We start from the raw sequence: 14,157 nt of genomic DNA, 5'->3' as shown, positions 1-14,157 counted from the left end.
CACGCACAAAAAAGCCCCACATGGTGTGGGGCTAAAATGACGAAAGAATTTAAATTTCTGCTAAGCGTGCTACTTATAGGAACGCAGCCAATGCTTTTGCCTGGTCCAGCATACGATTTGAGAAGCCCCACTCGTTGTCATACCAGGCCATGACTTTCACCAATTTACCATCTACTTTAGTCTGAGTCGCATCAAAGACAGAAGAGGCCGGGTTATGATTGAAGTCCACAGATACCAGCGGCAAAGTGTTATATTCAAGGATACCTGCCATTGCACCTTCTGCGGCCCCCTGAAGGATCTCATTAACTTCCGCAGCAGATGTTTCTCGTTTAGCTATAAAGGTCAGGTCAACCACAGAGACATTTACGGTGGGCACACGTACTGCCATGCCATCTAATTTGCCTGCCAGCTCTGGCAATACCAGACCAACCGCTTTAGCAGCACCGGTTTTCGTCGGGATCATCGACTGTGTTGCGCTACGCGCACGGTACAGGTCTTTGTGATATACATCACACAGGTTTTGGTCATTGGTATAAGCATGAATCGTGGTCATGCTGCCTTGCTCAATACCTATGGTATCGTTCAACGCTTTGGCCACTGGCGCCAGGCAGTTAGTTGTACATGACGCGTTTGAAATTATAGTGCTATCTGCGTTTAGTACATCGCTGTTCACACCGTGCACCACTGTGGCATCCATATCCGTGCCAGGCGCAGACACAATAACTTTCTTTGCACCCGCAGTGATGTGCTTACCCGCTGTTTCACGCGAAGTAAACAAACCAGTACATTCAAGGACGATGTCAACATTCAGATCGCGCCACGGTAATTGCTCAGGGTCGCGCTCCTGAGTCAGTGTGATCTCATCTTCACCTACAATCAGCGTGTTGTCTTTTAATTCAACAGGGAAGTTAAAGCGTCCATGTACAGAGTCAAACTGAGTCAGGTGTGCGTTAGTTTGTGCTGGTGCCAGATCATTGATCGCGACAATCTTGATCTGGTCATTTTGACCTGATTCGTAAAGTGCTCTCAGTACATTTCTACCGATACGGCCATAGCCATTAATTGCAATATTAATCATAACCCTATTCCCCTAAATTAGTTTACTTCACTTGCTTGTCGAGCAAGCGCTTCGATGGCTTGCCAGTCTTTGTTTGCGATAAGTGTTTTATCGAGCATCCAGGTCCCACCTACACATATCACATTATTCAGTGCCAGGTAGCTGGGTGCTGTTGCTAAGCTGATCCCACCTGTTGGGCAAAACGTCACCTGAGGTAAAGGACCACCGATTGATTTCAGCATCGCCGTACCACCTGCGGCTTCTGCCGGAAAAAACTTAAGAAACTTAAAGCCCTGCGCAGCCAGTTCCATCGCTTCGCTAGGTGTTGCCGCACCAGGCAGAAACGGAATATCAGATTCTTTTGCCAGCGCCAGCAATTCTGAGCTGACACCCGGGCTCACCATGAAGTCGGCGCCAGCCTCAACAGAAGCGTCGAATGACGCTTTGTCAACCACAGTACCTGTGCCTACATAAGCCTCAGGTACCGCTTCTTTCATCGCCTTTACTGCTTGTGCAGCAACTGGCGTACGCAATGTCACCTCCAATGCGCGAAGACCACCGCGATATAATGCCTGTGCTAATGGCACTGCATCTTCTAAATCATCAATAACAATAACGGGTACTACCGGTGCCGCTGATAATATCTCTTTAATGCTCATAATGTCCTCATTCCCAGTTGCTATTATTCTTCTATGCCGAATGCACTCGCACCTAAATCGGCGCTGCTGACAATATTTCTGAAGCCGCTAAATAACTCGCGCCCCGTACCAAATGTTGGACCAACTTCCGTTAGTTCAATCTCACGCTGTGCAAGCTCTTCGTCGCTCACATGCAGTAACAGCTCACCTTTTGGTGCATCTAATGTGATCAAATCACCTTCTCGTACTTTGGCAATTGGCCCGCCTTCAACGGCTTCTGGAGCCAAGTGAATAGCCGCAGGCACTTTACCGGACGCACCTGACATACGGCCATCTGTCACAATGGCAACCTTAAAGCCTTCATCCTGTAAGCTCGCCATGACCGGCGTCAACTTGTGTAATTCCGGCATCCCTTTTGCCTTAGGACCTTGTTCTTTGATAACCGCAATAAAGTCCTGATTAAGTTCGCCTCGCGTATAAGCTTCTTGCAATGCGGCTTGTGAACTAAATACCTTGGCAGGTGCCGACACCACTTGATGTTGCTCTGCAACGGCCGACACTTTAATCACTGATTTACCTAGGTTTCCACTCAGTAGCTGTAAGCCACCTTGATTGTTGAATGGATTAGAAACAGGTCTGAGTACCTCTTCGTCCAAAGAATCTGCAGGGCAATCAATCCACTTCACTTTTGCCGGACCCTTGCTGTCCGTCATGATGAGTGAAGGATCCACATCCAGTACAGGTTCTTTGGTGTACGCATCTAAACCTTCACCAACAATGGTTTTCACGTCATTGTGCAGGTATCCCGCATCACGTAACTCACGCATCAGGAATCCCATACCGCCGGCAGCCTGGAAGTGATTCACATCCGCAGAACCATTTGGATAAATACGTGTCAATAATGGCACGACTTCCGATAAATCAGCCATGTCTTTCCAGGTAATGTCAACGCCAGCCGCTTTAGCCATCGCAACCAAGTGAATCGCGTGGTTAGTCGAACCACCCGTCGCTAACAGGCCAACTAAGCCGTTAATCACTGTTTTCTCGCTGACCACATCCGCGAGGCTATTGACTTTGCCATCACCCTGAAGCTGCTTCAGCATGGTTTCTACCGCGCTGGCTGTAAGCCCTTCACGCAGTTCAGTGTAAGGGTTAATGAATGAGCTGCCCGGTAAATGCAAACCCATGATTTCCATGAGCATTTGGTTTGAGTTAGCGGTACCGTAGAAAGTACAGGTACCGGCACTATGGTAAGACGCGCTTTCCGCTTCCAACAATTCTTCGCGGCTCACCAGGCCTTGTGCAAACTTTTGTCTGACTCGCGCCTTTTCTTTGTTTGGAATACCCGACTGCATCGGACCTGCTGGCAGGAAATAAATGGGAAGATGACCAAATGATAGTGCGCCAATCAACAGTCCCGGAACGATTTTGTCACACACACCTAGACAGAACACACCATCAAACACATCGTGTGAGAGTGCAACTGCTGTCGACATCGCAATGACGTCACGTGAGAATAAAGACAGTTCCATGCCGTCGCGACCCTGCGTTACACCGTCACACATTGCGGGTACACCACCCGCAACCTGCGCAGTCGCATCGTATTTTTCTGCAATCGCTTTGATTTGATCCGGATATTCTTTGTATGGTACGTGGGCAGACAACATATCATTGTAGGCATTGATGATGGCCAGGTTTGGCTGCTCATCGGCTTTTAATCTGGCTTTGTCACTGCTCGAACAGGCCGCCATCACGTGTGCCAGGTTACCACAGCCTAGTCCAGCTCTGACTCGAGTTTGTTTTTTTGCTTGTTCGATACGCTCAAGATAGGCATGACGAGATTGCTGACTGCGAGTGATAACGCGTTGAGTGACTTCATGAATTCGAGGATGCAACATAATTCAACTCTCTATTGTTAGAGGAAAAGGCTCAGTACAGCTCTCCCTGTACTGAGCAGCTTTGATTTACCCGTTCAAAGGTACGCTATCAGGTTGTCTCTCACCCCAACCTGACACCGGTGTCACTATATTTACTCACGTTTCTGACACCGGTGTCAACCCTTACATTAAATTTAGTCTAAAATTCACAAATGAACAAATAACAAACAAAAAAGCCCGACCAGTAACGGCCGGGCTTTGGGCAAGTATAAAAATGGGATTTAGTGGTTTTGCGCTGTTGACTCGCGAGTGATTAAACGCGCTTCCAGCACACGATGATAAACCTCTTCCTGAGGCTCAGAAATCTGCAGTATCAGTTGCTCAACCGCCTGTCGGGTCATCTCTTCAACTGGCTGTGCAATGGTCGTCAGGCCCGGCCAGATATGCCTAGCAATAGGTGCATTATCGAACCCGGCAATAGACAAATCCTCAGGCACTCGCAACGCCCGTTGGGTTGCCAGCTTAAGCACAGCAGCCGCCATGTAATCGTTCGAAGCAAACACTGCTGAGGGACGTGGTGTCAGGTCGAGTATTGCCTTGGCACTGTCTGCACCCGAGTGGTAACTGAAGTTGCCCTCCGCGACAAGCCGTTCTTGCAAAGGAATTTTATGCTGTTCGAGCGCCCGTTTATAGCCGTTAAACCGGTTTTCGGTGGCACTGTGATCCGGGTGCCCTTTAATAAATGCAATGTCTGTATGCCCAAGCGCAATCAGGTGCTCGGTCAGCTCATACGCGCCCTGCTCGTCGTTACTACACACAGAGATGGAGTCATCATCCTGGATCGCAGAGGCCACCAGCGCATAATTGATTTGCTTCTGCTTAAGAAACTCTATCAATTCCCTTGAATCAGAAAATGGCGGCGTCAACACCAACCCGTCGAGGCGAGACGTCGTCAGCAATTGATCTATGTTGTCAATTAACGCCTCTCCCCTGAGCTCACACGGGTGGATCAGTAAGTTGTAATTGTGTTTATGACACGCTTCTAACGCACCGCTTTGTACCCGGGTAATGTAACTTTTACTCGGATTATCATACAGACAGCCGATAATGAAGCTCTTATTGCGCGCTAGCCCCCGAGCTATCGGGTTTGGCCGATAGTCCAGCTCTTTGAATACCTTAAGTACTTTCTCACGGGTCGCCGGGCTGACGTTAGGTTCATTATTCAGCACACGAGAAACGGTCTTTTTCGAGACCCCTGCGTACTGTGCGACACTGTTAATGGTCACTTTCTTCATTACACTTATCCTGACTATCTGATGCTCGCACGCTCATGTAAACAGGCTGCGGCACCAATCAAAGGAATATTTTCCTGCACGACTAAGGTGACTGGGATTTGGCCTGCGTACTGGCTCATAGGCCCTTTAGTCACAAAACGCTCAACAAACTGACTTGACTTGAGTCGCTCTGCCATTCGCGGCAATATCCCACCACCAATAAATACGCCACCTAGCGCACCAAACGTTAATGACAGGTCGCCAGCTACACTGCCGATCCAGTCACAAAAATGATTCAACGTCGCATCGCAGATCTCACACTCTGATGCGCGCTCACTGATCTGTGCGGCACTTAACCTTTCTGCTGTTTGGCCTTTTACTTTGGCCATGGCCTGATACAGGTGTGCCAATCCGCGACCCGAGAACACCTCTTCAACAGAGACATGTGCTATTTCCTGTTTCAAAGCCGCCAATAATTGTTGGTCCAATTCGGTTACTGCGGCCAGGCTGATATGACCAGCCTCACAGCTCATCACAGCACTACCATTAATGTCTCTGGCCAGGCACGCAGCTCCAAAGCCTGTGCCAGGCCCCATTACCGCGATATTGGCGCCAGCCTGAGCCTGACCCGATTTAATTTCTATATTTTGTTTCGGGTCTAAATAAGGCGCAGCGTAAGCAAAGGCCGCAAAGTCATTGATCACAGCCAGTTCATTAAAACCAAACTGCTGTTTAATATCCTGACTGTTAAACTGCCAGCCAAGATTCGTCAGATAAACCTGCTGCGCCTTAACCGGACCCGCAACGGCTAAACACGCGCGTGTTGGCTTAGCTATAGGTAGTTCATTGAGATAACGGCTAATGGCAGTTTCAAAAGAGGGGAATTCGGCGCTGGGATACGTAGACTGATGACTAATAACAAACTGATTGTTGCTCGATTCGTAATGGGTTACGACAGCAAAGCGGGCATTGGTACCGCCAATATCTGCAACGACAATTGGCTCAAAGGCCTGTCCTGCGTGATTCGAGCTATGAGGTGTTGTCTGGCTCATGTTGTTTTTCTCTTTTATCTGGGTGCACTGAGTGCACAACTTCCAAGGTAACTGGCTTGGTGATGATGCCAAGATTCAGCTAGATAACTTTGCACGTTCAGCTGAAAAAAGGCTGTCCCCGAAAGGACAGCTAAATACGTTTTGACAACAAAATGATAAAACAGTGACATTATGACACCGGTGTCAGATGGAGGCAATAAAAATTTTCTCCAGATCAGTGCTACGTCTGCCAACTGCGTGTTTTCGCGTCAATTCTATTTGCCATATACAATGTTGTGGAAAAACAACCAATCAAATATGTTACCAAAGCAGTAACAGAGATATTAGACTTGCAAATTTTATTCATTTGCTGACAATAATCAGGTTATCACTCAAAACCAGTGCACTATGAAACCTAAAGGCAAAGCTACCTCTTTTGATATCGCCCATTTTGCGGGTGTTTCCCAGTCTACCGTATCGCGAGCGCTGAGAAACAGCCCGTTGGTCAATGAAGAAACGCGTCGTCGCGTCTGGGAGGTAGCAAAGGAGCTCAATTATAAGGTCGACAAAAATGCCAGTAACCTGCGCACTCAGCAAAGCAGCACACTGGCCTTATTGCTGTTTGAAGACCCCACCGGAGATGAATCACAGATAAACCCGTTTTTTCTTAATATGCTGGGTAGCATCACTCGTGCATGCGCAAAGCAAGGCTATGATCTGCTGGTATCCTTTCAGTCCACCAGTCAGGACTGGCGTGCGGACTATGAGGATAGCCACCGTGCCGACGGTATCATTCTGCTCGGATATGGCGACTACATGGACTACCAGTCTCGCCTTCAGCAATTGCTCACCCAGAATACCAAGTTTGTCTGCTGGGGAGCGACTGTCGATGGGCGTGAAGATTTAACGGTCAGCTGTGATAACTATGGCGGAGGTAAACTGGCAGCGGAACATCTGCTACAACAAAATCGCTCACAGTATGCTTTTATAGGCGACGCGTCAGAGCACAGCCCTGAATTTTTCGCACGCTTTAAGGGGTTTAGAGACACCCTGACAGCCAATAACTGTACATTGTCTGAACGCCAAATCGCCAATGCGATTTCAACCGAAGAGTCTGGCTATCATGCAACCCGCTCGTTGTTAGCTAACAACATTCAATTTGATGCGTTATTTGCAGCCAGCGATCTCATTGCTATTGGCGCTTTGAAAGCACTCAAAGAGGCCGGTAAAGACGTGCCTGAGGATGTTGCCGTTATTGGCTTCGACAATATCGCTGCAGCCAACTTTATCTCACCCGCCCTGACAACCGTACAGCAGAATACAACGCTGGCTGGCCAGATGCTGGTCAATAACCTGCTCTCTTTAATTAAAGGAGAAGCCGTCACAGATACCCTATTACCACCAAAGCTGATTGTCCGGCGATCCGCATAATGACCTTTATTCCAGATGGAATTTGCTAATCTGCTGCTTAAGTAATAGTGCACCTTCATCGGCAGCACTTGCCATTGCATTAACCTCAGTGAGAATGGTACAGTTCGCCTGAGCTAAAGTTGTAATGTCCGATATTTGCTGAGTGACATCTTTAGCCACTGCGCTTTGCTCGGTAGCGGCCGTGGCCATTTGCTCATTGAACGCCTCAATTTTGCAAATTTGCTCGTTAATCTGTTGCAACGAGTCACGTGTGCAATCCGTCGATGATAGGTTATTTTCCGTCAAAGCATGTGCCTCATGAATTGCTGACATCGCACTCGCGGCTCCACTCTGAAGACTCTGTATCATTCGGTTAATTTCCTCAGTCGATTGCTGTGTCCGCTGTGCCAGAGATCGAACCTCATCCGCAACGACAGAGAACCCTCTCCCCTGCTCACCCGCCCGGGCCGCTTCTATTGCAGCATTTAATGCCAGCAAATTAGTTTGCTCTGCAATTGTCTGAATAACCTCAAGTACCTGACTAATGTTGTTTGACTGTTCCTGTAGACTGGACATCTGTTGCATGGTGAGCTCCATCGCTTGCTCCAAACTTTGGGACGATTGCATGTTCTTATCCACATTACTCTTACCTTGTTGGGAAGCACTGACTGCATCATGACTGGCCTCGCTGGTGTATTGCGCATTTTTAGCGACATCCTCTGACGTTGCGGCCATTTGTTCCATCGCTGCTGCTATGTGTACAGTTAGATCCGTTTGATTATCGCTCTTGTTTGTCAATTCAGTGAAGTTCGATTGAAGTTGTGCCATCTGGTCGGACAATGTTTCTGCATTGGTATTAACTTGATTTAAAGTATCTGAAAAGGTCTCAAACATGGAATTTAACGCACGCTCTACCTGTCCTATTTCATCCTGATTATCTGATTCATCAAATCGCTTGGTTAAATCCAAAGAGGTCGCAACTTGATTAATAAAACGGCTCATCTTTTGTATAGGCGTCGCAATGACATTGCCCATCGCCCAGGCAATAACCAATGCAATGGCGATCAACACAACTGTAATAACTATGGCTATCGTTGTGATCTGCCCTGTAATTTTTGCGACATCAGCAAACGCTTCGGATTGGTCCAGTTCACTCACTAATGCCCAGGTTTTGCCATTAATATCAACGTCTGTATAGGCTGATGCCACCGGCACATTGCGATAATCCTGAATAATGGCAAACCCGGATTGTCCAGACAATGCCGCTTCTACTGCTTGCGTCCGTACACTCTGCAAGCCGACCGATGTATCAAATCTGTCTATCGCAGCGATAACTTCATAATCGACTCTAGCTTGTTCCAATACCCGTAAATAGCTCGTTTTATCTTCCAATAAAAAACGGCTCATACTGCGCATTTTAAAGTCACTCCCTACCAGGTAGGTTTCACCCGACTCTCCCAATCCCCTCGCCCGCCAGTTCTGCTGATAAGTGAGGATATCGTTAAGTCTGTCGATCGGCATTTGAAAAACCAGCACCGCCAATATTTCATTTTCTCTTACAATAGGTGTCGCAATAAAAGAAGCAGCCGCATTATAGGATGGTGAATAAGGCTCAAAATCAACAAAGGCCAATTCGCCCTCTGGCAATGTTCTGGCAGCTCTGAAAACAGCCCCAAGTCCGCTTTGTGCGTATGGACCACGCAACAACGACGTTGCGTAATCCAACTCCTTGAATACGGAATAAACTACATGGCCACTTTGTGCATCTACAATAAAAATATCGTAGTAACCAAACTGAGCTAAAAATCGATTAAAGAAGGGGTGGTGAAGACGATGAACATTGTCATACTCACTGCCATCATTAAAACTGGTCAGGGCATTTTTGCTACCCAGAGGATGATTGTTTTGCGCAATGTACTTGTCCTGCCAGTATCTGGCTGGTGTATCCAATGCCCCCAAAAGACGCCGTGTATCAATCGGAGTACCATTTCTTCGTTCAAAGATCTGCCCGAACTCTTCACGATAATAGCGTTCAAGTACACGCTCATCTGGCATTTCTCCTGTTTGCTTAAAAGCACTGGTGAAACGCTCGGCTGCATCGCGGGTAGCCTCATTCTGGGCCAAAGTCAGTAGCTGACCATTGATAAAATCAAAATACGCCGTTAACTGTTCTTTTTTTGCGTCCCTGAGTCCAACTAATCGATGTTGGATCTGCATAGTTAGTGTGCTGGCTACATCTTTTTGTGTAATGATACCCACGCTAACCGACAATATGATGAGTACAACAGTTACCAAAGCTGAGACGCTTACGATCAGTTTTAACTTGATGCTCATGGCACCTCCAGCGTCATCCTGACTTATAATCCCGACAGGTTTTATAAGTCTAGACGAATACCTGTTGTGTTGTGCCTTTTTATTCAATCACGCAGGTTAACGGCAGCTGGCAAACCATTTACGCCATTGTGCCTGATTGTTTTCGATCCAGTGCTTGGCAACCAAAGTTGGGGTGAAATTCTCCAGATTCACCATAGCAGCAAGCTGTTCAAGCGTTGCGCCGTCCATATTGAACTGACGCAAGCCTTCTGCCAGGCAAGGATATTGTTCAAAAAATGGCGTGCTGACGACTTTTTTTAACCAGCCAGACTTGGGGTTGCCGCAGTCAAACAAAAACTTCGGATTTACGCCCCAACCCGGCTCAGTTTCACAGCGTTCATCAAAGTCCGGAAATTCGACAAACTCTCCAGGATACACAGCACCCACCCAGTTAGGCGTCCAGTTAAACATGAGAATGGGCTGTTTAATTTTGTGTGCAATGGCCAGCTTTTTCCACAGGGCCTCCCCACTTTCGACTTGCTCCACAACAAATGGCAGCTTCAATGCCCGGATCCTGGCTCTGTCTGGTTTTTCCCATGGCCCTGCAATGTACACCCCTTTACCTTGAGAACCAGGACGGGCAAATACTTCTGCACACTGGATCAATGCCTGCCAATGGGGAAGCCCGGGGCAATGTTGCTTGACATACAATGGATACCACCAATCTTCGCGGGTTTTTAGCGCATAATCCCCCAGGTCGACTATGACCTGGCTTTGCATCAGTTGCGCATACTTATCCGCCATGGTGCCTTCCCACACTTCAACCTGTACGTCTGCCATACCCGCTTTAAGCAAGAACCATTGGCCATCCGTTTTAGCCTCGATAAACTCAGTCTGGTAGCCCAGCTCCGTAAATATATCTGCAACAATATGGGACAGAACCTGCTGACTGGTCCAGTCATTGTAGAGGATGTGCACGGGCTGCACGGCCCTTAGCGATAGCGACCACACCAAAGTCAAAACACAGAGCAAACGATGCATAGTAAGACCGAAGTCAAAATACAGGTCTTCTCAGTATAGTTATAAAATCGTTCCGCCGTACCTCCTCATCACATGTCTTTTTTGTGACATAATTATTTACAAAGATACATGAAAAACAATTTTACAATATTATTACAACTGTACTAACGCGAGTATTATTCAACAAATGAACACCCGCATTTTTTAAAAGGAATATCAAAATGAAGCTCAATTTAAACAAAAAGAGCATCAAAAAACTCAGTACAGACAAAGCACTGGCAATGCAAGCGACGCCAGAGGTTGCAGGAGGTCGTCCAAAAAGCTATTTCAATAACTGTGCGCCTACCGAAAACCGCTTTTGCTGGGAAGAGTCTATCAACAATTGTCCGCTGTCTCAGGCTATCGGGTGCTAGTCCTTTAGCTCAGACCAAGTTACTCAGTCAGATGAAGCGTGATTTGCCTGATAATCTTGTCTTGATTTAAACTCTAATACGGTCGCATTAATGCAGTAGCGATCGCTTCCACCGGGCCCTTCCTTAGCAAACACATGACCCAGATGAATTCCGGATGAACTGGAGCGGATCTCAACGCGTTGCATGCCATGGCTATTATCCTCATGATAAGTCACACTGTCAGCGACCGGATGCTTAAATGACAACCAGCCAGTGCCCGAATTAAACCTATCTTTCGTATCAAATAAAGGCTGACCACTGAGCTTATCAACAAAGACCCCATCCCCTGTTTTCTTGAACAAGTCATATTGCTTACAAAACGGCCTGTCTGTGCCCTGCTCAAATGCGGTTTTAAAAGCGTCGCTGTCACCCAATTTAAATGCACCCAGCGCCTGATAGAATTCCTTACGATTCATATAGCCCTGAAAGCCCGCAACTTCTTTACCATTTTCAAGAAATAAAATGGTAGGTGTTGCCCAAGTTGCAGACATGATACTCAGCCCCTGCAACTGACTGGCACGGCGATAATGTAAAGGAATGCTGCCCTGATAGTCGTTCACAACTTGCTGCTTAAACTTGTCACAATAGGGACAGTAAGGCGCATCAATCACAACCACGTGCTTGCCCGTTAGCAAAGCGTCATTGTCAACTTGCTGCTCTGCCACATCGACAAAAGTGACACCTGTACTGTGATCCGGGCAATACCCATTGGGGTTTTTCACTAGGTAATTCTGGTGATATTCTTCTGCCCGAACAAAAGCTGCAAGCGGTTTAAGCTCAGTCTGAATTTGGCCATATCCCGCTTCCGTCAACAACACCTGATACTGCTCTGTTAACGAAATAGCCTGCTTTTTTTGCGCTTCATCGGTGTACAGTATTATCGAGCGGTATTGTGTACCTATGTCGTTGCCCTGACGGTTTTTCTGAGTCGGGTCATGGCTTTCAAAATAAGCTTTAAGCAAAGACGCGGTCGAAAGCCGACTGGCATTGTAAGTGACCCGTACTACTTCAGCATAGTTGTTAGGATCAAAACGCCTGCTGGGTGCCGTAATTGCCTTGTAACTTGCTTTAAACCCGCGGCCATCAGCATAGCCAGACTCGGCATCTATCACACCGGGTAAAGCCTCATAACGTTTTTCTGCCCCCCAAAAACACCCAGATCCCAAAACCAACGTTTTAATATGCGAGCTAGCTTGCTCAGGTGTCGTACTGTTGACAGAGACTTCACCAGCATTCACCAGATTCACTGCACTTATCAGCGTAAATCCCAGAATTAGTCGTTTATTCACTCCGGTATCCTTTAAATAAATATCTGTTGTCTACTGAGACCGCGAAACCCTAACTGCAATTTCACTTTCGGGGAAAAAACCTACCATCCCGCACTTTAACTAGGATTCTGTGTCATTCAACGACATTTAATTAATTAATCTGAGCGTTTAGGGTAAAACAAAACCCAAATTAGTTATTGAGGGTTTAATCAATGTCATTATCTACTCGTCTTTGCGCACTCAGCGTCGCACTTTTCGGCTCAGCTTCGGCTTTGGCCGCTGACATCCAATTCACCAGTAAACTGAACGAAAAAACCGATGCACTGGTTGTGTTTCAGGATAGTGAGCAAAGCAATGCATTTAAATTTCTTGACAGAGATACCCGTAAACAGCTTACCAAAGCACTTGAAGCAGACAAATTTACAGGTGATTACGGCAAGGTTGTAGAAGTATTGGCGCCAGTGGACTCAAAACACAAGCGCATTCTGGTCGTTGGTCTTGGCGAGCGTGATGAGCTGGATAGCGCAAAAATGGCCAAGCTTGGTGGTAACCTGCATGCCAAGCTTGAGAAAAAAGAAGCTGGTACCGTTAGTGTCGCATTTAAAGGCGTTAATGGTCAGCTAAGCAATCATGCGCTTGCTGCACAATATGCACATGGAGCAAATCTGCGCGACCACACTTTTGAACTATACAAAAAAGAACCAAATACACACAGCATGACCTATAGCCTGAGTGTTGATGACCAGCGTCAGACCCAGGCCGAGTACACAACTTTAAGCTATATCGAACAAGGTGTTTTTCTGGCGCGTGACCTGACCTCAGAGGTCCCGACTGAAATGACGCCAGTTGACTTTGCAAATGCCGCAAAACAACTTGAGCAATATGGTGTTGAAGTTAAAATCCTGGAACCTGAGCAACTTAAGTCTCTGGGAATGAACGCGTTAGAAGGTGTTGGCAGAGGCAGTAAAGAAGGCGCACGCCTGGTCGTAGCCCATTATAAAGGAAATAACGACACCCCAATCGCACTGGTTGGTAAAGGGATCACGTTTGACTCAGGCGGTTATAGCATCAAAACAGGTAAATCTATCGCCCGCATGAAATCAGATATGGCTGGCGCTGCTGCGGTACTGGGTACAGTGAAGGCCATGGCACTGGCAAAAGCAGATGTGAACGTTGTTGCTGTGATGGGCATGGCCGCGAACATGGTTTCTGAAAACTCTATCGCGCCTGGTGACGTACTGCGTACAGCAGAAGGTCTGAGTGTCGAAATCCTCAACACCGATGCGGAAGGCCGCCTGGTATTGAGTGATGCTATGTGGTACGCCCGCACCTACTACAAGCCAGAGGTAATGGTTGACCTTGCGACGCTGACAGGCTCAAAAATCCGTGCAGTCGGTAACCGCTATGCAGCAGTTTTCTCAGATGATGACCAGCTGGTCACAGAGTTTACGGTTGCAGGCAAAGCCGTCAATGAGCCGCTATGGAGACTTCCTCTGGGCTACAAAGATATGCTGAAATCCGATATCGCGGATCTTGCCAATATTGGTTCCGGTGGCCCTGGCGCAACCACCGCGGCCTCATTCCTGCAGCACTTTGCCGGTGATACGCGCTGGTTACATATTGATATTGCCGGAAATGCACTAACTACCACAGGTAAAGGTGAAGTATCTCCAGGTGGCACCGGGTTTGGTGTACGCCTGTTGAGTGAATGGTTGTTAAGCAACTAACTCAATCCCAACCGATGAGAGCCATGCAACCCTTGCATGGCTTTTTTTTAGCTGTGGTCAGCTCTCAGACTGACAACGCTGGACAGGTTT

General features: G+C 47.4%; 11 protein-coding genes. 3 read left to right on the top strand and 8 right to left on the bottom strand.

Features of this window, described 5'->3' with window-relative positions; translation table 11 throughout:
- Window positions 1-73: 73 nt before the first annotated feature.
- The 5 genes from gap to glk all read right to left on the bottom strand — a co-directional run bounded on the left by gap (window position 74) and on the right by glk (window position 5,898).
- Complete coding sequence (gap, locus tag IY568_RS13995; protein ID WP_194867903.1) at window positions 74-1,078, bottom strand: type I glyceraldehyde-3-phosphate dehydrogenase; 1,005 nt, start codon at window positions 1,076-1,078, stop codon at window positions 74-76.
- A gap of 17 nt (window positions 1,079-1,095) precedes the next feature.
- Window positions 1,096-1,716 carry a bifunctional 4-hydroxy-2-oxoglutarate aldolase/2-dehydro-3-deoxy-phosphogluconate aldolase gene (locus IY568_RS13990; protein ID WP_125561309.1) on the bottom strand — a complete coding sequence of 207 codons (621 nt, stop codon included), beginning with the start codon at window positions 1,714-1,716 and terminating at the stop codon, window positions 1,096-1,098.
- 23 nt (window positions 1,717-1,739) lie between these two features.
- Window positions 1,740-3,593, bottom strand: coding sequence for a phosphogluconate dehydratase (gene edd / locus IY568_RS13985; RefSeq protein WP_125561311.1), 1,854 nt, complete (start codon window positions 3,591-3,593; stop codon window positions 1,740-1,742).
- 260 nt (window positions 3,594-3,853) lie between these two features.
- On the bottom strand, window positions 3,854-4,867 hold the full coding sequence (locus tag IY568_RS13980) for a LacI family DNA-binding transcriptional regulator (protein ID WP_125561313.1): 1,014 nt from the start codon (window positions 4,865-4,867) through the stop codon (window positions 3,854-3,856).
- A gap of 14 nt (window positions 4,868-4,881) precedes the next feature.
- A complete protein-coding gene (glk, locus tag IY568_RS13975; protein ID WP_194867902.1) occupies window positions 4,882-5,898 on the bottom strand; it encodes a glucokinase in 1,017 nt (338 codons plus the stop codon).
- A gap of 387 nt (window positions 5,899-6,285) precedes the next feature.
- On the opposite strand from glk, the gene IY568_RS13970 reads away from it, so the two are divergent.
- A complete protein-coding gene (locus IY568_RS13970; protein ID WP_194867901.1) occupies window positions 6,286-7,308 on the top strand; it encodes a LacI family DNA-binding transcriptional regulator in 1,023 nt (340 codons plus the stop codon).
- 6 nt (window positions 7,309-7,314) lie between these two features.
- Here IY568_RS13970 and IY568_RS13965 read toward each other — a convergent pair whose 3' ends face one another.
- Together IY568_RS13965 and IY568_RS13960 are read right to left on the bottom strand one after the other, a co-directional pair.
- Window positions 7,315-9,621 (bottom strand): methyl-accepting chemotaxis protein, encoded by a 2,307-nt coding sequence (locus tag IY568_RS13965; protein WP_194867900.1) that lies wholly within the window; start codon window positions 9,619-9,621, stop codon window positions 7,315-7,317.
- Window positions 9,622-9,717: 96 nt separating this feature from the next.
- Window positions 9,718-10,578, bottom strand: coding sequence for an ABC transporter substrate-binding protein (locus IY568_RS13960; protein WP_323744747.1), 861 nt, complete (start codon window positions 10,576-10,578; stop codon window positions 9,718-9,720).
- Window positions 10,579-10,841: 263 nt separating this feature from the next.
- Between IY568_RS13960 and IY568_RS13955 the strand changes: the two genes are divergently transcribed.
- Window positions 10,842-11,033, top strand: a complete 192-nt coding sequence (locus IY568_RS13955) for a hypothetical protein (RefSeq protein ID WP_194867898.1) — start codon at window positions 10,842-10,844, stop codon at window positions 11,031-11,033.
- Between the two features lie 23 nt (window positions 11,034-11,056).
- Here the strand turns inward: IY568_RS13955 and msrA are convergent, their stop codons facing one another.
- Window positions 11,057-12,310 carry a peptide-methionine (S)-S-oxide reductase MsrA gene (msrA, locus tag IY568_RS13950; RefSeq protein ID WP_416365167.1) on the bottom strand — a complete coding sequence of 418 codons (1,254 nt, stop codon included), beginning with the start codon at window positions 12,308-12,310 and terminating at the stop codon, window positions 11,057-11,059.
- Between the two features lie 242 nt (window positions 12,311-12,552).
- Here msrA and IY568_RS13945 point away from each other — a divergent pair, with 242 nt between their 5' ends.
- Window positions 12,553-14,067, top strand: coding sequence for a leucyl aminopeptidase (locus IY568_RS13945; RefSeq protein ID WP_194867897.1), 1,515 nt, complete (start codon window positions 12,553-12,555; stop codon window positions 14,065-14,067).
- Window positions 14,068-14,157: the final 90 nt, after the last annotated feature.

It is taken from the genome of Pseudoalteromonas sp. PPB1, assembly GCF_015356275.1.
In the GTDB taxonomy this organism is placed as follows: Bacteria; Pseudomonadota; Gammaproteobacteria; order Enterobacterales; family Alteromonadaceae; genus Pseudoalteromonas; species Pseudoalteromonas rubra_D.
Note: the sequence above shows the minus strand (reverse complement) of the source record. Positions and strands in the feature narration are given on the sequence as shown.